The organism is Thermoleophilum album, assembly GCF_900108055.1.
Taxonomy (GTDB): domain Bacteria; phylum Actinomycetota; class Thermoleophilia; order Solirubrobacterales; family Thermoleophilaceae; genus Thermoleophilum; species Thermoleophilum album.
In genome coordinates this window covers 452,277-470,483 of the sequence record NZ_FNWJ01000001.1, presented here as the reverse complement: position 1 = coordinate 470,483, position 18,207 = coordinate 452,277, and the positions used below count along the sequence as shown (strand labels likewise).

Sequence of the window (18,207 nt, the reverse complement as noted above, 5' to 3'; positions counted from 1 at the left end):
GACAGCGCCGCTGGCAACTGGAACACTCTGACAACTCCGTATGTCAAGTGGGTCGGTGAGGGTCGCCAGCGAGCTCGAGCTAACCGAGGTTCGGTTCACCTCGGGCGCAGAAGAGTGCGCGGGATGGCTCATTTGGCCCACTGCTGCGCACGGGGTCCCAGGGGCTCAGGGAGCGCAGGGGGACGGGCCCGTTGCTTGCGTGGTGATGGCGCACGGCTTCGGTGCCACGCGGCGCGGCGGGCTCCTCCGCTTCGCTCAGGCGTTCGCTCGAGCCGGGATGGCGGTTCTGCTGTTCGACTACCGGCACTTCGGGGAGAGCGGGGGTCTGCCGCGGCAGCTCGTGGACGTGCGGGAGCAGCTCGAGGATTGGCATGCCGCAGTCGCTTACGCGCGGTCGTTGGCGGGCGTCGATCCCGACCGCATCGTGCTGTGGGGCACATCGTTCAGCGGCGGGCACGTGATCTCCGTGGCAGCGGACGATCAGCGGGTGGCAGCGGTGGTCAGTCAGGTTCCCCACGTCAGCGGGCTGGCGACCGCCCTGCGCGTGCCGCCCCGCACGGCAGTGCGACAGGTCTGGAGCGCGATCGCCGATCTGATCCGCGCCGCGCGCGCTGACGAACCGCGCTACATCCCGATCGTCGGCCCTCCCGGCAGCCTTGCAGCGATGACCTCGGCCGACGCACTGCCTGGCTATTCGGCGATGTTCGGCGAAGAACCCTGGGAGAACCGCGTGGCCGCACGCTCGCTGATCGAAGTGGTGCGGTACTCGCCGATTCGGCGGGCGCGGCGAGTTACGGCGCCGGTGCTGGTGCAAGTCGCCCGACGCGACCGAGTGACGCCGCCCGCGGCTGCGCGGCGCATGGCTCTGCGGCTGCCGAACGGTCGCCTGCGGGAGTACGACTGCGGACACTTCGACGCCTACCGGGGAGAGTGGCGCGAGCGGTTCTTGGCCGACCAGCTCGAATTCCTGGCGCCGATCGCGGGTAGGCGTCTGGCTGTGGTGAGCGGGGGGTGACGAACGCGCGCCGACGGTCGTGGCGCGTTTGCGGAGCCCTAGCGGCCCTTGCGGTGAGCGGCCTCGCGCTGGCTGCGACGACTCACGACCAGGCACGCGCCACGAGCGGCCACCGATCGGCGGCCGCCACCGCGCACACAGCAGCGCAGCCATCTCTGCGCAGGCTCGCGCAGCGCTTGCTGCGGGAGCACATCCACCGCGTCGTCGGCCACTTCCGGCGCCGCTATCCGGGGTTGGTGCGTGACTGGGACGTGGTCAACGAGGCGGTAGACAACGACGGCACGCTGCGACGGACGATCTGGCAGCGCTGGATCGGCAACGACTACATCGATTGGGCATTTCGTTTCACGAGAGAGGCCGCGGGCCCGCGAGCGCGGCTCTTCTACAACGACTATCTGGAAGGCGCGATGCCCGCTGCCTCCGAGGCGATCGGTGGCGAGTTCGATAACTACGACCCACATCCCTACGCCTACCCTGGTGCTACGGGCCGGCAGGCGTGCTCCGAGGTCGTCAAGTGCCGAGCGATCATGCGCTTGGTCGAACGCCTCCGACGCTGCGGCGTGCCGATCGACGGGGTTGGCTTTCAGGGCCACCTGCTGGGCGGCAATCCGCCCGATTACGTCGGCTTGACGCGCTGGGTGCGGAAGCTCGGTCTCCGCTGGGCCATCACCGAGCTCGACCTGCCGCTGCCTGCGGGCGCCTCCGCCAACGACCGCGAGCGGCAGGGTGCTGCTTTCGCACAGGCGGTCAAGGCATGCCGCCGCGACCCCGCTTGCGACACGGTGGTCTTTTGGGGGCTTTCCGACCGCTACACGTGGTGGCGCGATCTGACGCGCGGCGCGCTCGTCGACGCCACCCTTTTCGACCCGCTGCTGCACCCGAAGCCGGCCTACTGGGCAGTCGCCCGAGCGCTTCGCTGAGGGCCCCGTGGAGGCGGCTACGGTGCCGCCTAGGCGGCTTCGGCGAGCGCCGCGAGTTCGCGCTTCTCGGCAAGCTTGCGGAGTGCCTCGCGCTCGATCCTCCGCACGCCCTCGGGGGAGAGGCCAAGCCGTCGCCCGGTCTCCCGCAGTGGCGTCGGCTCGTCGCCGTCGATACCGAAGCGCAGCTTGATCACCTGACGCTCGCGCTCCGGCAGTTGCTCGATCGCCTTGCGCACGCTCTCGTCGCGCAGGCTTAGTTCGACCTCTTCGTGGGGTTCCGGCTGTTCCGCCGGGAGGAGATCGCCGAGCTCGGTCTCGCCGTCTGGGCGTTCGAGGCTCGTCACGGCGCGGTGGACTTCGCGCGTCTCGATTATCTGGTCCACTGTGAGTCCGGTCGCCCGCGCGAGCTCCTCGTCGGTCGGCTCGCGTCCCAACTGCGCTTGCAGCTCACGCTCGGCACGCGCGATCTTGCGCTGCCGCTGGCCGATGTGGACCGGTACGCGAATCGTGCGGGCGGCGTTCGCCAGTCCACGCTGTATCGCTTGCCGGATCCAGAAGGTCGCGTAGGTCGAGAACTTGTATCCGCGCCGCCAGTCGAACTTCTCGACCGCTCTGATCAGGCCGAGGATGCCCTCCTGGATGAGGTCCAGCAGCGAAAGCTCCTGCCCTTGGTACTTCTTAGCGATGGAGACGACGAGCCGGAGGTTGGAATTGATCATCCGCTCTTTGGCTTCGAGGTCGCCCTGCTCGATGCGCTTGGCAAGTTCGATTTCCTCACGCGCCGTCAGCAGCGGGTAACGTCGAATATCGCGCAGGAATAAGGCGAGCGCATCGCTGGTGGTGTCCGCTAGCTGGCCGTTCTCAAACTCCGGGCCGGGCGCGATCTCGGTGCGGCCGCAGTCGTCGGTGACTTCGATCCCCAGCGCTTGCAGGCGCTGATGAACCAGGTCCGCCTGTTCCTCTTCGAGCTCTAGCTCCTCGATCAGCTTGTTGATCTCAGACAGCGGCACGCAGCCCTCTTCCTCGCCCCTCTCGATCAGTTCCTGCAAACGCTGCTCGACGGCGTCGTCGAGTGTCCCCGTGGCGGCCTCCATCGCTTCCGAGAGTACCCGTTCCGAGGCATTCGACACACCGCCCCGGCGTGAGTGGCCAGCGAAACAAGAAACCTCGAGGGCTCCTGAACGATTCGCCGGTCACGTCTCTTACTTGCCCAGGAGCGATCGCAACGTATCGTCATTTGCCGCAAAGATCGGAAGAAAGCTGATGCCTGTCGAAGAGGTCGCGGTGGGCGGGGTGCGTCTACGACTCGGCCGCCCCGCCGATCCTGAGTCGCTTTTGCGCGAAGAGGCCTTCGCCGACGAATCCTTGCTCCCCTACTGGGCCGAGTTGTGGCCGAGTGGGCGCTTGCTGGCCGAGTGGGTGGCAAAAAGTCCGAGCGTGCCGGGGCGGCGTGTGCTCGAGCTGGGCGCCGGGCTCGGCCTCCCCAGTCTGGTGGCCGCAGCGCGCGGAGCGGAGGTGGTCGCCAACGACTGGTCGGCCCCGGCGGTGCGCTGTCTGCGCGCAAACGCCGCGCGCAACGGTCTCGCGCTGCGCGTGCTGCGAGCCGATTGGGGGCAGCCGGAAGCGTTGCTGGCAAGCGCCCCGTTCGACCTCGTGCTGGCGGCCGACGTCCTCTATGAACGGCGGGCGGTGCGCCAACTGCTCGCGCTCGTGCCGAAGCTTCTTGGCAACCGCGCAGAGCTCTGGCTTGCCGACCCCGGCCGCCCCCGCACGCTCGAGTTCTTGGCGGCGCTCGCTGCCCGCGGCTTCGCTTCGCGTTGCCTCGCGCGACGGAGAGAGGTGTCGGTGTTGACGCTCAGCGCCCGCGGGGCCGAACCACGAGCGTGATGCGCCAGCTATGGCCGCTGCGGTCGACGACCGTCAGCGGCACCTTGAGGGTTGCCGCCTTGCGTCGGGCGAGCGCTCGTTTGAGCTTCGCTGCGAGGCGAATGCGCGTGAGCTTGACGGTGAGCGTTCTGGTTGCTCGTGACAGGCGAATCTGGAGCGTGCGCCCACGCACGCTGACTGCGCGCGCGGCGAGCCGGCGCGGTGCCCGAGCGACGGGGCGCACGCCTCGTGTCGGTCGCAGGGATCTCGGCAAGACGATCCGCACGCGTCCGAGGGCCGGCAGGCTCGCCGGTTGGCGCACGCTCAGGCTCAGCGTTGCGAGCCCGCGACGCACTACGAGCGAGCCCCTCACGGTGGGGCGCATGGCAGCGCGCCGTGCCCCGCCGCGATTCGCTTGTCCCGAGCCACCGGCGGACGGCGGACCGCCTTGCGTTCCGCCGTTTTGACCGATGTTGCCGGTTGGCGCCGTGCAGTCGGGGCGGGTGAGGGCGCGCGTGAGCGCGACCGACCCACCGCTGTGCGCGTCGAGGACGGCCGCGGCGGTCGCGTCGTTCGGTGCGCAGATCGTCTGTGGTGCGCGCAAGAGACCGTTCGGTCCGCCTGCGATCGCCAGCTCGAAGCTCGAAAGCGGGATGTCCGGGAGATTGTCGAAGGTCGTCGCGATCTTTCCGCCGTCGAGGCTTACGTCGCCGTGGAGCACCGTCCCCAGGAGCGGCACCGCGAGACGGGGCAGGCCCCCCGGATTCTCGGCCAGCAACACGGGCGCTTCAAGCGGGAGCGCGAGCAGCGGCGTCACGACCCGTGCGGTCCCGACCTTGGCGGTGTCCGGGCAGGTTCCAGCCGTCACCTGTGCGATCGGGCAGGTGCGCGAGATCGCCGTGATGTCGGGAACCAAGGAGCCTGGCAGCTGCACTCGCACGCGCCTGAGTGCTGCGTTGCCCGCGGGCAGAGTGATGCGCGTGGTGAGCGGCACGCCGAGCGCTCCGCCGCCGACGTTGTCGGCGCTGCCGAGGGTCCCGTCGAGCGACGGAGCGAAGGGCAGACCGTCGCAACCGGAGATCGTGACGCTCGCCGGGCGTTGCACCGTGCGGCCGTCACTGGCCCCGAGTGTTGCGTTCGCCTGGAGGTCGCCGCAACGCGTCGGGTTACGCAGGAAGCCAGGCCGGTCGAGCGTGATTGTCAGCGATCGCACAGCGAGCGGGATGCCGCGCAGCATGGTCGGCAAGGGGTCGCTCTCGACGTCGAGCCCGAAGTCGCCCGGTCGCAGGACGAGCGCGTTGGCGACGATCACCCGCCCGAGGTCGACGGGGCCGACCTGTGCGGGGATCACGACCGACAAGCCGGCGATCGCTCCGGGTCGCGACGGCTGTGTGAGGTAAACGCTGCCGGAGAGCGTTACGGGCGCGTTACCTGGTCCGCTCTGCACGGTCACCGATCCGACGCGCGAGCTCGCCGGGCAGTTACCCGCCACCGCGTCGGCGTTCGAGCAGAGGTCGAGGCCGGGCATCGCGAGATACCCCAGTAGGCCGGGCGGCAGCGAGACGCGCAGGTCGCGCAGCGGTTGGTCTCGGTCGGGCCGTGTGACGGCAAGCGTCATCGCGGGATTGGCAGCTGCGCTCGTGTCGGAGAGCGTCAGAGCCAACCCCGGCGAGAAGGGGCGAGGGTCGGGGCAGGCAGCGCCGGCGCCGTCCCAGCTGACAGTGATTGAGGCGCCTCGACTGACCGCGCTCGCCGAGCTCCAGGGTGTGAGTTGCGCCTGTGCCTGCGCGGCGCCGCAGCTGCTCGGCGTGGTTAGAAGCGCGCGGTCGCCACCGTTGAAGATCAAGCGAAAGCTCGTAAACGGGACTTGCGGCAGGCCGTCGAAGGTGGTCGTCACGCGACCGGTCTGCTCGTCGATCGCGACGTTGCCGACGAGCTTCGCGTAGAAGCCCGGTCCCGCGATCGCAACGAATAGCCCCCACGGCCGCGAAGGCGTCGGTTGCGCGAAGAAGACGGAGCCGCTGAGTAGGCCGAGCAGCGGCGTGTCGAACTGTACGGTCCCGACTTGCGAGGTTGACGGGCACGTTGGGGCGCTGTTCGACCCGACCCCGAACTGGGCGTCGGTGCAAGCGGTCAGTCCGTCAGCCGAAGCTGGGTTGATGGTCATACCGGTCGGGAGCGTCACGACGGCGCTCTTCAGGGTCGGACTGTCGGCCGGCAAGGTGATCTGTACGTCGGCTCCCGTCGGGGTCTCGGCGCGCGTGGTCTGAACGGAGAAGGCAAACCCGGGGTTGAAGGCGAGCGATCCGCAGCCGCTCGGGGTGATCGTGGCGCTGCGCGTGGCGATAACGGACGCCTGGTCCCACGAACTCGCCTGGGCCGCGAGGTTTCCCGTAGCGCAACTCGACGGCATCGTCAGGAAGTTCTGGCCGTTGACCTGATCGTTGAGAGTCAGGCTCATCTGAGTGATCGTGATCTCGGCCGTTGTCGGCACGAGTCCTACAACCACCCGAGTCTGTCGAGGGATGTTCGAGATCGTCGTCTCGAGTGCGTAGTCCTTATCTGGACGCACGACGATCGGCGCTTGCAGGAAGATCTTGTCGATGGTGGCGAGCGGAAACGATGGCCGGACGATCACGCCCAGACGTCCCGGCTCACCGGGCTGAGGTTGGAGGTTGTAGACGGTTCCACTCGCGTCGAGCGCGCTTACCAGGGGCACGCCGCTTACTTCGGTGCGAACCGAGGTGCTGCCGACGGCGCTTTGGCTCGGGCAGTTATCGGCTGCGAACTGGCTAGAGCTGCACTGTGGCAGCGCCCGGGGGTTGCCGACCAGGCCCGGCGGAAGCGTGATCGTCAGGTTTTTGAGGTCATCGCTCGAGGGCGAGTACTGGAAGCCCATCGCGACCGTCAAATTGGGATGCGAGTTCGCTTGCGGCGTCGAGGGGTTGACGGTCAGCGAACTGATCGACACTGCGGCATGCGCGGAGGCAGCAAAAGCCGACCACCCCGCGGCGGACAAGACGAGAGCGAGAAGGAGTCGCGCGCGGCGCCAACAACTGGTAGTCCTGCCCGTCCAGGGGGTGCCTTGCCTCAACCTTGTCCTCCGTGGCTGCTTGGGGTGTTGCGTGGGGTGGTTGCTTGACCGATCGACCGGCGGTGCAAGCCGCGTCGACCGGGTGGGGTTCCTGCCTACACGGTTTGTACCACGCATTGCGGCTTTACGCAAGCAGTTGCGATGTTGCGCCGACCTGTCGCCGGTCCGACCGATCTGTCGCCGGGCGGCGGCCGGCGCAGCTAGCGGGGAGCGATCAACGGCCCCGGACCGGCGAAGCCGAAGAACCAGATTGTGAAGCCGGTAACGGCGATCGCCGCGGAGATGACCAGCATCCGTTCGAGGGCGCTGCGTCCGCCGCGCAAAGCTCGGTAGGCCTGGTCGAGGCGGGCGAGCGCCAGGGCGAGTGCAATCGCGGTCGCGGCGGCGACCGCGAAGGCGACGATCAGGGCGCTCCCCATCGATCCCGTCGCGGCCTGCACCCGCGAGCCCACCCAGAGCGCTGCCAGCGGTGTTGCGATCCAGAGCCCGGCGCTACCCACCGCCATCGCCAAGGCGACCAACAGCGCGAGCACCCGCACCAATGGCACCGAAGCGAGTCGACCCTGGGCGCGGTTCGACCCGTCGCAGGTTGCGTCGGGCGTTCCGGTCAACGCGCTTTCCCCCCGGCGCCGGTGCGCCACTCTCGGACACGATCGCGCAGCACCATCACCGCCAGCACGGCGGGAATCAAGAGCCCTGGTATCGCGAACGCGAGCCCCTCGACAAGAGCGTGGTGCGCGATCGGCAGGACGAGCATCGGCGCCTCCTTCACCGGCTGACAGTGGTTGCCGTCGGGGTCACTGGCTTGGCGCTGGCGCCCGACTTTTGCACCCGCTGGAGTTCGGCCCGCGAAAGCCGCACGAGTCCGCCGGCCAGTGCCGCCAGCAGCAGGCTCGAAAGCATCAGTACGATCGCTCCGGCCGTACCCCAAAGCCAACCCGGCACGTCGCGCTTGCGCTCGCGCTGCAGAACCTGGCGGTCGGGTACGAAGGCGCGGTCGAAGCGCCCACTCGCCGGTACCTCGGGTGCAGGGATTGCTCGATCAGCCGGCAAATAGACGGGGACGGCGGCGAGCGTGCGCCCCTGGTGGAAGCGGATCATCGACTTCCAGTGTCCGCTCAGCGGTACCGGTCGTTCGCTTCGCCAGATGCCCGGTGCCACCTGTACGAGCCGGGTCAGACGCAGGTGGGTGCGCCCTTGCCACGAGGTCACGTTGAACCAGTTGGGGTCTTTCACCAAAGAGGCTGGCACGACTCGCACGGTCAGGTAGCCCTCGCGCGTCGGTCCGGCAGTGGTCTGCTCGATCGTGCCCAGGACACGTGCGTTGCGCGGTGCAGTGGTCGACCCGAGGTAGGCGAAGAGCCCACCGACCGCCAGCGCTGCCGCGACGACCAGGGCCAGCGGCCGCGGCGCCGCGACGTTGCGCGGATCGAGGCGCACGCCGGAAGCGGTGAAAGCACCGACGATCGCTCCGGCGACACCGCCGACGACGCCCACCACCAAGACCTCGGGAAACACGGCCGCCGGCCACGGGAGTGGCATCCAGACGTGCGACCAGCCGTACTCCGCCACCGTTCCGACGGTGCCGATCGAAAGGCCGGCCACCAGCGCGAGGCGATAGGGACGGCGGGTGCCGACGGCCAGCGCAGCGAGTTCGACCGCCGCTGCCTCCGCCAGATAAAGGGGGAAGTGCGGGAGTGTCTCGCCGAAGACGCCACCGACAATCGCCGACAGGGCGCCGCGGACGAGCAAGTACAGGCCGACCGCCGCGAACGACGCACCGCGGCCGCCGATCAGCCGCGCACACAGAAGCGCCCAGCCAGCCGCCAGGGCGATCAGCGCGGGCTGGAAGAGCTGGTTGAACTGCGGCACGCCGAAGTCGAACTCGCCCTGGAAGATCGACAGACCGATCAGCAGGCCGCCGCTCGTGAAGATCAAGCGGATCCGACGCAGCCGTTCGGCCGTCAAACGCACGCGACCGGCACGCACCGGCGGGGGCTCTGCCGCGCTGGCCGAGCGCAGTGCCAGTCGGCCCTCGGTGAAGAGCACCAGCATCGCGACGAGGCTCATCGCCGCGCCGCCCAGCATCATCAAGTGGGTCGGTCCCCACAAGGTGACGTCCTGACCGAACAGTCGGTGCGAGATGTCGTCTAGTGGGAAGCCAAGCAGCGCGAACGATCCGCAGGCTGCCAGCAGGATGCCCCCAAGCGGTGCCCACCAGTCGCCTGCCAGGCGCACCGCGGCCGGGCTGGGGCGCCCCTTCGGCAAAACCATCGCGAGCCAGCCCGCGGCGAAGACGCCAAGCAGCCCCAAGAGGATGAAGTAGTGCGAGGGGTTGGCGAGCGGCCCCGGGTCGCGTCCGTTGTCGATGTGCAGGGAGATGTCCCAATACAGCCCGAGCGCCGCCGCCTGAAGGGAGATCGTGCTGATCGCTGCGGGCAAGGCAACGAAACCGGGCATGCCGGTCAGGCGGGATGCGAACTCGGCGGCTCGCTCGAGCGCTCGCGAGCGGCCACTACGGTGCCGTAGCCCGAGCCAGAGCAGTAGGCCAGTCACCAAAAGGCCAGCGCTGGTGGCGATCGCGACCTGGTCGAGCGCGGCGCCGCCAGCCGACGGCGCGGCGCTGCCAGGGCCGCCCCAAGCGGGTGCTGCTAGCGCCAAGCAAGCGGCCAGTGCACTCGCCGCAGCGGCGGTCGCACGGCGCAGCGTGGCCACCCTTGCGCGGTCCGTCTTCACCCCCGCGCGACCCGTCTTCGAAGTTTCCCGCCCTCGCGTTGCCCGCCCTCGCTTCATCGCAGAACCCTTACCCCCTGCGGTTGCCCGTCGTTCATCGACCGCTTTCGTTTGCACTTGCCCGCTGTTCGTGAGCGGCAAGACCTTCGTCGAGATATTGCAGTGCTTGATGTTACATCAGCATGTGTAGTACTATCAACGCATGGACGCTTCCGCCGCAATCGAATCCGCACTTCCCAAGCAAGCACCGGACGCTCCTTTCTCGATGGAGCTGTCTGAGGAGCAGCGCGAGATCCGCGACTGGGTCCACGGTTTCGCCGAGAACGTGATCCGGCCGGCGGCGCACGAGTGGGACGAGCGCGAGGAGACGCCGTGGCCGATCATCCAGGAGGCCGCGAAGATCGGCCTTTACGGGTTCGAGGCGCTCGCGCAGTTCTACGCCGACCCGACGGGTCTGATGCTCCCGATCGTCAACGAGGAGCTGTTCTGGGGTGATGCCGGGATCGCGATGGCGATCATGGGCACGACCCTCGCCGTCGCCGGCATCTACGCCTCGGGTACGCCGGAGCAGATGGCCGAATGGATCCCGCAGTGCTATGGCACGCCCGACGACCCGAAGGTCGCCGCCTTCTGCGTCTCCGAACCGGATGCTGGCTCCGATGTCTCGTCACTGCGCACACGAGCGCGCTACGACGAGGCCAAGGACGAGTGGGTCCTGAACGGGCAGAAGGCCTGGGCGACTAACGGTGGGATCGCCAACGTGCACGTGGTCGTCGCCTCGGTCGAGCCCGAACTCGGAGCGCGTGGCCAGGCGGCGTTCATCATCCCGCCCGGCACGAAGGGTCTGACACCCGGCCAGAAGCTCAAGAAGCACGGTCTGCGGGCCTCGCACACGGCCGAGGTGTTCCTCGATGACTGCCGCGTCCCCGGTCGCTGTCTGCTAGGCGGCAAGGAGAAGCTCGACGAGCGCCTCGCCCGTGCCCGCGAAGGCAAGCGCGCGAAGCAGCACGCGGCGATGCGCACCTTCGAGCTTTCGCGTCCGACGGTCGGCGCGCAGGCAGTCGGGATCGCTCGCGCCGCCTACGAGTACGCACTGGAGTACGCGAAGCAGCGGGTCCAGTTCGGTCGCCCGATCATCGAGAACCAAGCGATCGCCTTCATGCTTGCGGACATGAAGATGGAGATCGACTGTGCCCGCCTGCTGGTGTGGCGCGCTTCGTGGATGGGGCGCACCGGCAAGGAGTTCCAGAACGCCGAGGGCTCGATGTCGAAGCTGAAGGCCGGCGAGGTCGCCGTATGGGTGACCGAGCGGGCGATGCAGATCCTCGGCGGCAACGGGTACACCCGCGAGTACCCCGTCGAGCGGATGCACCGCGACGCCAAGGTCTACACGATCTTCGAGGGGACCTCCGAGATCCAGCGGCTCGTGATCGCACGCGCGATCTCGGGCACCTACATCCGCTGACGATCTCGGGCTAGACCGTTCGCGAGGTGCGAGCGGCGGAAGCGGGTGGGGCGCGCCCGGCGGCGCGCCCCACCACGCGTTGTTCACCTAAACGCTTATAGGGCCGGACCTCCTCGGGTTTCAGGCGCGGGCTCGGCGTTCTTCGTCACGCAGCCGCCGCCTGAAGCGCTGCAGCTCGCGCCCGAAGGCGCGCTCGGTGGCTTCGGTCATCGCCAGCCGGAAGACCGCCATAACCGACTCCAGCGCGAGCGGACGGAGCCGTTCGAGCACGTCAGCGATCTCCGGCCAGCGTTCCTCCGGTGTGCCCTCGCGCTCGAACGGCAACCAGATGTGCTCGAGGAACAACTTGACGAAGCTGCGGGCGATGGCGTCCGCGTGGCGCTTGACCGCTTCGAGGGTCGCCAATGCCTCCTCGATCGGGATGCCGATCTCGACCAGTTCCTGGCCGGCGCGCGAGAGGGTCGGGCTGAGGTCCTCGTAGCGCCCGTCGCCGAGCGGTCGCAGCAGTCCGAGGCGAATAGCCCGCTCGAGCAAGGACGGATCGCGGCTGCGCCAGCGGGCGGCGAGATCCTCGACGGTCACGACTTCCGTGCGCTCGTCGCCGAACGGCATTCTCAACATGCGGGTGAAGCGCAGGACCTCGTGACTCGACCCCGCGGCACCGTCTAGCAGGCGGCGGATGTGGTCGAGTTTGAAGCCGTCCGCCTGCAGCTCCTTGATCAGCTCGATACGGGCGACGTGTTCGGGTCCGTAGTAGCCGGTGCGGCCGCGGACCTCCGGCGGTGGCAGCAGCCCGCGCGACTGGTAGGCGCGGATGTTGCGCACGGTCATGCCCGTACGCTGGGCGAGCTGATCGATCGTCAGCTCCGCTTGTTCTTCGACATCGCTGCGGGCAGAGGAAGCGCCGTTCGCTTGCTTCACGCAACAAGCGTACCGAACGGTGTTACATGAAATGATGAAGACATTGCCGCGGGCGCTAGCCTCGGACTCCTGCGAGGCGCCCGTAGCTCAGCGGATAGAGCGCCACCCTGCGGAGGTGGAGGCCGCAGGTTCGACTCCTGCCGGGCGCACTACGGGCCGTCAAGGCGAGGGCCGGCTGGGGATTCAGACCCCCGGGCGACGGGGAGGGAGTGATGAGGCTCGAGGGGATACACCACGTCACCGCGATCTGCGCCGACGCACCGCGCAACGTTCGTTTCTACGTCGGCACGCTCGGCTTGCGGCTGGTCAAGCGCACGGTCAATCAAGACGACCCGAGCGTGTACCACCTCTTCTACGGCGACGAGGAGGGAAGCCCCGGAGCCGACATCACGTTCTTCGAATATCCGGGAACCCCGCTGGGTCGGCCGGGCGACGGGATGGTGCACACGGTGGTTTGGAGAGTCGGCTCGCTTGCCGCTCTCGACTTCTGGGGCGAGCGTCTCGAACGTGAAGGTTTTCCTGCGGAGCGCCGCGGCGACAAGCTGCGGTTCGCTGACCCCGAAGGGCTGGCGCACGAGCTCGTTGTCTACGAGGGGCCGGAGCGGCCGTTGCGCGCTCGGGCTCCCGACGTCCCGCTGGAGTTCGCGCTGCAGGGGTTCGATGGCGTGCGCGCGTACGCTTCGAATCCCGAGCGCAGTCGTTCGCTGCTCGAGGATCAGCTCGCCTTCGAGCCGGTCTCATCGCACGCGTGGCGCGTAGCTGGCAGTGAGCGGTCGGCGCTCTACGTCTACGATCCGCCGCCTAGGGAGCCCGGGGTGCCAGGTGCGGGGACCGTCCACCACGTCGCCTTCGCGTCGCACCCGGAGGACCACGCTGTCTGGCGCGAGCGTGCGCTCGCTGGCGGCGCGCGGGCGACACCGATCATCGATCGCCACTACTTCCGCTCGATCTACTTCCGCGAACCGAGCGGCGTGCTGTTCGAGATCGCGACGATCGGGCCAGGGTTCGCCGTCGACGAACCGCCCGAGCGGTTAGGCGAACGGCTGAGCTTGCCACCGCGCTTCGAGCCGCTGCGCGAGCAGCTCGAGCGGACGCTTGCGCCGTTGCCTGATCCGCGTGCCGAGCGGACGGTGCGGACGCGCAGTTAGTACCTTGAAGACCTTCGGCCGGCGCGGCCACTGCCGGCCGCGCCGCGCTGGTCACGGCGTCCCGCTTTGGGCGGCAGGAAGCCGCCGCATCCTCGGTCGCGAAAGGAGGTGAAGCTGCATCCCGAAGAACGCCTGCTCGCGCTGCTCGCGGAGACCGCCGACCCGTGGGAATTGGCGGGCCGGGCACGCGTACCGTTCCCGGTGCTCGTCGGGATGCTGCGCGACCTCGAGGAGCGGGGGCTCGTCGAAGCTGCGCCCGGGCGCCTGACGCTGACCGCGGAGGGACGCGAGCGTGCGCCGCGTCTCGTGCGTTTCGACGGCCGCGCTCTAGCAGCGCTTGCACGCAGATATCGCAAGCTCGCCGCCGAGCGTCCCGCGGCGACCGATGCTTTCGATCAGGGCCACCTGACGCTCGAGAGCTTGATGGACCGGGTGGCCGAGCTCGCCGCGTGGGGCGATCTCTTTGAGGGCGTGCGCATCGCCGTGATGGGCGATGACGACCTGTTTTCGATCGCCCTTGGGCTGAGCGGAGCGCCGGCGAAGGTCACGGTATTCGAGATTGACGAGCGCCTCACGGCCTTCATCGGGGAGCTGGCGGAGCGCCATCGGCTGCCCGTCGAGGTTTACACGCACGACCTGCGCAAACCGTTGCCGCGGTCTCACCGCGGTCGCTACGACGTCTTCGTTTGCGATCCCTCAGAGACGCGGGCCGGTCTGCGCATGTTCGTCGGCCGCGGCCTCTCGGCCCTTGCGCCCGGCGCCGGTCGCGCCGGCTACTTCGGGGTGACGCTTGTCGAGTCCGACTACGAGAAGTGGCGCGAGCTACAGGCGTGGCTCGCGGCCCAGCCGGTGGTCATCAGTCAGATCCGGCCCGAGCAAGGCTTCTACGAAAACTGGCCGACGCAGCTCGAGGAGGCGCGCGCTTTCGGGCACGTCGCCTTTGAGCGGAAGGCGAAGGCACCGTGGTACCGGTCGGCACTGTGGCGGCTCGAGACGCTGGACGGCTTCGTGCCGCGCAACCCGCGGCCGCTTCCCGGCGACCCAATCGCCGACGAGCACTATTTCGCAATCGCGAGCAAGGAAAGGGGGTGAGAGATGGCTCTCGGACGGCAAGTTCTCTGCGAGTTCTGGGGTGCTCAAGGTCTCGACGATGAGGAGCTCGCGCGAACTGCGCTGCGGCGCGCCGTCGAGGCGGGCGGAGCGACGCTGGTCCGGCTTGAAGTGCACCGCTTTTCGCCCTGGGGGGTCTCCGGCGTCGCGGTGATTGCCGAGAGTCACCTCGCTCTCCACACGTGGCCCGAGCACGGCTACGCGGCCGTCGACGTGTTCACCTGTGGCGACACTGATCTCGACGCGATGATCGATGTGATGCTCGAGGCGTACCGGCCTGCCTGGACGCAGCGGCGGACGATCGAGCGTGGCGTGCATCCCGAGACCGAGACCGTCACCGGCGAAGATGGGGCGGCCGAGCGCGCCGACCTCGACGACCGAGTCTGGGTGTTCGAGGAGCGGGAGCCGGCGTCGCCGATCCGCGCGGTCTATCCGGTGCGCCGTCTGCTCGAGGCGGTGCGCACCGACTACCAGACAGCGGCTGTTTTCGAGAGTCCCGGCCTCGGTCGGGTGCTCGCGATCGACGACATCGTGCAACTAACCGAGCGTGATGCGTTCGTCTACCACGAGTTGCTAGCCCATCCGCCACTGCACGCGCACCCGGAGCCGAGGACGGTGGCGATCGTCGGCGGCGGCGACGGTCACACGCTCGCTGAGGTCCTCAAGCACGAGGTGATTGAGAAGGTCGCCGTGCTCGAGCTCGATCGCGGGATCGTCGAGTTGGCGAAGAGGCACTTCGAGGTGGCCCAGGAAGCGTTCGGCAATCCGCGCGTCGAACTGATCATCGGCGACGCCTTCGACACCCTCGCTGACCTCGACTTCCGTCCCGACGTGATCCTCTGCGACGTCCCCGATCCGATTGGCTCGGCCGAGCGCTTGTTCGGGGAGGACTTCTACGCGCGTTGCAAGGACGCTCTCGCGGACGGCGGAATGTTGAGCGCGCAGACCGAGTCGGCGTGGTGGCATGCCGAGACTCTGCGCGCGTGCTACGAGGCGATCGGTCGACACTTCAAGGAGGTGTCGGTCACGTGGGGAGTCGTGCCTTCATATCCCGGAGCGTGGTGGACTTTCACGATTGGCTCCCGCCGCTGGGAGCCGTGGATCGTGCGGCGCGAGCCGGAGCTGGAGACGCGCCTCTACGAGCCGCGCTACCACTCCTGGTTCATGATGCCGCGGGGACTCTGCGAGCGCCTACCCGGGCTGATGGGTACATCGCCGCTTGCGGCTAGGCGCTGACGCTGGGGCTTCCAGCGGTCGTCGAGCCGACCGTCCTCGGTACCCTTGGGCCTGTCTGCGCCCGTAGCTCAGTGGATAGAGCGTGCGGCTACGGACCGCAAGGTCGGGGGTTCGAATCCTCCCGGGCGCGCTTGAGGTTCGCGACCAGCCGCCGACTCGCGGCTTTGGGCTGGGCGGCTGTCAGCGACGGCGCTTCCTAAGCAGCGTGTAGCCGCCTAGCCCCAGCAGCGCGAAGATCGTCGCCAGCAATCCGCGCCGCTCGCGCAGGCGCCGATACTCGACCTCTACGCGCGGCCACAGGGCGCGGTCCACAAACTCCCGGGCCGCGTCCGGTGTTGCAGGAACCGGCGGCGGCGGTAGCGGCCGGCCGAAGGCGACCCGCACCTTGCGCGGCTTCGGCAGGGGCCCGAGGAAGAGATGGTCGCTGCCGGCGATCGCAGCGGGGACGATCGGCGCCTGGGTTTCGATCGCCAACCTGCCGGCGCCCCGGTGGGGCTGGCCGAGGCGCTCCGGATCGCGAACGCGCGTGCCCTCCGGAAAGATCACCAACAGCTCGCCCTGCTCGAGCAGGTGTCGGGCCGTTTGGAGCGCTTCGCGGTCCGACTGCCCGCGCTTGACCGGGAATGCTCCGAGCCTCACGAGTAGGGATCCGAACGGCCCCTCGATGAGCTCCGTCTTAGCCATGTAGCGCAGTGGCCGGGTGGTCGCGGCGCCCACGAAGAAGGCGTCCCAGAAGCTCTTGTGGTTCGGGCAAATGATCGCGGCGCCGCGTCTCGGGATGTGCTCAGCGCCCTGGATCTCAAGACGAAACCACAGCCGCATGAAGGCCAGCGTGAGTGCCCGCACGATCCTGTACAGGAGCGGAGAGACGCCCCTTTTGCGGGCGAATTCGTGCGCCTCACGATTGGTCACGCGACTACTAGTACCGTCCGGACAGGTTCCATGGAGCGTCGGCAAGTGCCACGGGACGTGATCGTCGTTCCCCGCTGGGTACAGCTGGTCGGCTTGCCGCTCCTGGTTATCGGTGCTTGGGCGGTGGCGAACGCGGCCGGTCGCGTGCTCTTGCTGTTCGTGGTCGCTGCGGTAGTGGCTTTGATCCTCAACCCGCTGGTGCGCTTATTTCAGCGGGCGCGGCTGCCCCGCGGGGTCGCCATCGCGGTCGTCTACTTAGCGTTCGTGGCGCTCCTGGCGGGCGTCATCGCGCTGCTTGCGAATCCCGTAGCGGGCCAGGTCGAATCGTTCCGACAGAGCGTCCCGAACTACGTGCGTAGCGCCGAACGAGGTCTCACTGAAGCCCAGGACTGGCTCGACCAGCGGGGCATCAAGGTCAATCTGAGTCGCGGTGGCGAGAGCGCGCTGTCGCGCCTCGAGCGCGATCTAACGTCGCGGTCCGGGGAGCTCGTGACGTTCACGCGCGACCTCGTCCAACGCGTCATCGAGGGCTTGTTTTCGCTCGTTTTGGTGATCGTGATCTCGATCTACATGCTGATCTACGGGCCGCGCTTCGCTGGCCAGGTGCGGCGGTTATTACCGGCGGCGGAGCCCGGCGATCGCGAACGCGATCTGCCCGCGCGCATCGAGCACTCGGTGGCGCGTTACATCGGTGGCCAACTCGCCTTTTCAACGATCATGGGCGCGAGCGCCGCGCTCATGTTGTGGTTGCTCGGTTTCCTCGGCGTGTTCTCGGCCGGGCGCGACTACGCGGTCTTCTTCGGCGTCTTCTTCGGTGTCATGGAGTTGTTGCCGTTTATCGGGCCGGTACTGGGAGCGATCCCGCCGATCGTCGTTGCGCTCCTCGAGAGTCCGCTATCGGCGGTTTGGGTTGGTCTTGCCTTCGTCGCACTGCAGCAGCTCGAAGGTCACGTCGTCGCCCCCAACGTGTTTGGCCGTGCCCTGCGCATCAACCCTCTGCTTGTCATCTTCGCGCTGCTCTTCGGAGGGCACCTATACGGCATCACCGGCGCATTAGTGGCCTTGCCGGTCGCGGCGATGCTGCGCGAGCTGGCGGCCTACGCGCGCGACAACATGGTTTTTGAACCGTGGCCAGCGGCCACTACGAAGGCGGCTGGCGAACCGCTAGTAGAGCTTGGTGAGCGCGATCACGATGCCAATCGTCACGAAAATGACGATCAGCACCTGCATCACGAGCCAGAAGCGGGGGAGCCGCACGAGCGCAGCGTACGGCACCGCGCTTAAGATGGCGTCGCTTGCGTGAGGTTGCCTCGCCAGCTCGGGGCGCAGGGGAGAGGAGGCTGATGTTCAAGACGATGGTCGTCGGCACCGACGGGTCCGCGACCGCCCGAGAGGCGGTCCGTCAAGCCGCGGAGCTAGCCGCGGCGCTGGGCGCGAGCGTGCACGTGGTGAGCGCTTACGAGCCGATCCCCGAGTCGCGGTTGCGCATTGAACGCCAGCAGGCGCCGGAGGACATCGAGTGGGCGATCAACCCCCGGGAGGAGGTAAACGCCGTGCTCGATGATGCGGCGGCGCTGATCAAGCAGAAGGGCGCTGAGGTGTTCTTGCACCCGCGCGAAGGCGATGCCGCGGACGCCATCCTCGACGTTGCCGAGGAGGTCGGTGCGGACCTCATCGTCGTCGGCAACAAGGGCATGACCGGCGCCAAGCGGTTTTTGCTGGGAAGCGTCCCGAACAAGGTTTCGCATCACGCTCCCTGCAGCGTGCTGATCATCCGCACTACCTAG

16 protein-coding genes and 2 tRNA genes are annotated in these 18,207 nt (G+C 68.2%); 11 read left to right on the top strand and 7 right to left on the bottom strand.

Going from position 1 to position 18,207, the window contains the following annotated elements; all coding sequences use genetic code 11:
* Positions 1-55 precede the first annotated feature (55 nt).
* Both BLW41_RS02250 and BLW41_RS02245 read left to right on the top strand, forming a co-directional pair.
* Positions 56-1,015, top strand: a complete 960-nt coding sequence (locus BLW41_RS02250) for an alpha/beta hydrolase (RefSeq protein WP_218138196.1) — start codon at positions 56-58, stop codon at positions 1,013-1,015.
* Positions 1,016-1,068: 53 nt separating this feature from the next.
* Positions 1,069-1,935: an endo-1,4-beta-xylanase gene (locus BLW41_RS02245; protein WP_177169265.1), complete on the top strand. Its 867-nt coding sequence runs from the start codon at positions 1,069-1,071 to the stop codon at positions 1,933-1,935.
* A 29-nt stretch (positions 1,936-1,964) separates the two neighbouring features.
* Here the strand turns inward: BLW41_RS02245 and BLW41_RS02240 are convergent, their stop codons facing one another.
* Positions 1,965-3,029, bottom strand: a complete 1,065-nt coding sequence (locus BLW41_RS02240; protein WP_093115831.1) for a sigma-70 family RNA polymerase sigma factor — start codon at positions 3,027-3,029, stop codon at positions 1,965-1,967.
* Between the two features lie 169 nt (positions 3,030-3,198).
* Here BLW41_RS02240 and BLW41_RS02235 point away from each other — a divergent pair, with 169 nt between their 5' ends.
* Positions 3,199-3,822, top strand: a complete 624-nt coding sequence (locus BLW41_RS02235; RefSeq protein WP_093115829.1) for a class I SAM-dependent methyltransferase — start codon at positions 3,199-3,201, stop codon at positions 3,820-3,822.
* Here the strand turns inward: BLW41_RS02235 and BLW41_RS02230 are convergent.
* The 4 genes from BLW41_RS02230 to BLW41_RS02220 all read right to left on the bottom strand — a co-directional run bounded on the left by BLW41_RS02230 (position 3,791) and on the right by BLW41_RS02220 (position 9,610).
* Positions 3,791-6,772 (bottom strand): hypothetical protein, encoded by a 2,982-nt coding sequence (locus tag BLW41_RS02230; protein ID WP_093115827.1) that lies wholly within the window; start codon positions 6,770-6,772, stop codon positions 3,791-3,793. The two genes, BLW41_RS02235 and BLW41_RS02230, sit on opposite strands and share 32 nt — an antisense overlap.
* A gap of 323 nt (positions 6,773-7,095) precedes the next feature.
* Positions 7,096-7,506, bottom strand: a complete 411-nt coding sequence (locus tag BLW41_RS02225; protein WP_143038540.1) for a hypothetical protein — start codon at positions 7,504-7,506, stop codon at positions 7,096-7,098.
* Positions 7,503-7,652: a hypothetical protein gene (locus BLW41_RS10835; protein WP_177169264.1), complete on the bottom strand. Its 150-nt coding sequence runs from the start codon at positions 7,650-7,652 to the stop codon at positions 7,503-7,505. Before BLW41_RS10835 ends, BLW41_RS02225 begins: the two co-directional genes overlap by 4 nt.
* Before the next feature lie 11 nt (positions 7,653-7,663).
* The gene (locus tag BLW41_RS02220; RefSeq protein WP_177169263.1) at positions 7,664-9,610 is read right to left on the bottom strand and encodes a hypothetical protein; all 1,947 of its coding nucleotides are present in this window, start codon (positions 9,608-9,610) and stop codon (positions 7,664-7,666) included.
* Positions 9,611-9,830: 220 nt separating this feature from the next.
* Between BLW41_RS02220 and BLW41_RS02215 the strand changes: the two genes are divergently transcribed.
* Complete coding sequence (locus tag BLW41_RS02215) at positions 9,831-11,093, top strand: acyl-CoA dehydrogenase family protein (RefSeq protein ID WP_093115823.1); 1,263 nt, start codon at positions 9,831-9,833, stop codon at positions 11,091-11,093.
* A gap of 120 nt (positions 11,094-11,213) precedes the next feature.
* Here the strand turns inward: BLW41_RS02215 and BLW41_RS02210 are convergent, their stop codons facing one another.
* The gene (locus tag BLW41_RS02210; protein WP_218138194.1) at positions 11,214-12,014 is read right to left on the bottom strand and encodes a MerR family transcriptional regulator; all 801 of its coding nucleotides are present in this window, start codon (positions 12,012-12,014) and stop codon (positions 11,214-11,216) included.
* 76 nt (positions 12,015-12,090) lie between these two features.
* On the opposite strand from BLW41_RS02210, the gene BLW41_RS02205 reads away from it, so the two are divergent.
* The 5 genes from BLW41_RS02205 (at position 12,091) to BLW41_RS02185 (ending at position 15,638) form a co-directional block, all read left to right on the top strand.
* Positions 12,091-12,163: transfer RNA gene (locus tag BLW41_RS02205), tRNA-Arg, on the top strand.
* 63 nt (positions 12,164-12,226) lie between these two features.
* Positions 12,227-13,162: a VOC family protein gene (locus BLW41_RS02200; RefSeq protein ID WP_093115821.1), complete on the top strand. Its 936-nt coding sequence runs from the start codon at positions 12,227-12,229 to the stop codon at positions 13,160-13,162.
* 108 nt (positions 13,163-13,270) lie between these two features.
* Positions 13,271-14,254 (top strand): bis-aminopropyl spermidine synthase family protein, encoded by a 984-nt coding sequence (locus BLW41_RS02195; protein WP_093115819.1) that lies wholly within the window; start codon positions 13,271-13,273, stop codon positions 14,252-14,254.
* Positions 14,255-14,257: 3 nt separating this feature from the next.
* Positions 14,258-15,508: an adenosylmethionine decarboxylase gene (speD, locus tag BLW41_RS02190; protein ID WP_093115817.1), complete on the top strand. Its 1,251-nt coding sequence runs from the start codon at positions 14,258-14,260 to the stop codon at positions 15,506-15,508.
* Positions 15,509-15,565: 57 nt separating this feature from the next.
* A tRNA-Arg gene (locus BLW41_RS02185) sits at positions 15,566-15,638 on the top strand.
* Positions 15,639-15,688: 50 nt separating this feature from the next.
* Here the strand turns inward: BLW41_RS02185 and BLW41_RS02180 are convergent.
* Positions 15,689-16,420 (bottom strand): lysophospholipid acyltransferase family protein, encoded by a 732-nt coding sequence (locus BLW41_RS02180; RefSeq protein WP_093115815.1) that lies wholly within the window; start codon positions 16,418-16,420, stop codon positions 15,689-15,691.
* 30 nt (positions 16,421-16,450) lie between these two features.
* Here BLW41_RS02180 and BLW41_RS02175 point away from each other — a divergent pair, with 30 nt between their 5' ends.
* The gene (locus tag BLW41_RS02175; protein ID WP_093115813.1) at positions 16,451-17,704 is read left to right on the top strand and encodes an AI-2E family transporter; all 1,254 of its coding nucleotides are present in this window, start codon (positions 16,451-16,453) and stop codon (positions 17,702-17,704) included.
* A gap of 59 nt (positions 17,705-17,763) precedes the next feature.
* On the top strand, positions 17,764-18,207 hold the full coding sequence (locus BLW41_RS02170) for a universal stress protein (protein ID WP_093115811.1): 444 nt from the start codon (positions 17,764-17,766) through the stop codon (positions 18,205-18,207).

What these genes read in the sequence shown, in the direction of transcription:
- BLW41_RS02240 (WP_093115831.1), bottom strand. Translation starts at nt 3,029, where the DNA reads ATGGAGGCCGCCACGGGGACACTCGACGACGCCGTCGAGCAGCGTTTG.
- BLW41_RS02235 (WP_093115829.1), top strand. Translation starts at nt 3,199, where the DNA reads ATGCCTGTCGAAGAGGTCGCGGTGGGCGGGGTGCGTCTACGACTCGGC.
- BLW41_RS10835 (WP_177169264.1), bottom strand. Translation starts at nt 7,652, where the DNA reads ATGCTCGTCCTGCCGATCGCGCACCACGCTCTTGTCGAGGGGCTCGCG.
- BLW41_RS02215 (WP_093115823.1), top strand. Translation starts at nt 9,831, where the DNA reads ATGGACGCTTCCGCCGCAATCGAATCCGCACTTCCCAAGCAAGCACCG.
- BLW41_RS02200 (WP_093115821.1), top strand. Translation starts at nt 12,227, where the DNA reads ATGAGGCTCGAGGGGATACACCACGTCACCGCGATCTGCGCCGACGCA.
- speD (WP_093115817.1), top strand. Translation starts at nt 14,258, where the DNA reads ATGGCTCTCGGACGGCAAGTTCTCTGCGAGTTCTGGGGTGCTCAAGGT.
- BLW41_RS02175 (WP_093115813.1), top strand. Translation starts at nt 16,451, where the DNA reads ATGGAGCGTCGGCAAGTGCCACGGGACGTGATCGTCGTTCCCCGCTGG.
- BLW41_RS02170 (WP_093115811.1), top strand. Translation starts at nt 17,764, where the DNA reads ATGTTCAAGACGATGGTCGTCGGCACCGACGGGTCCGCGACCGCCCGA.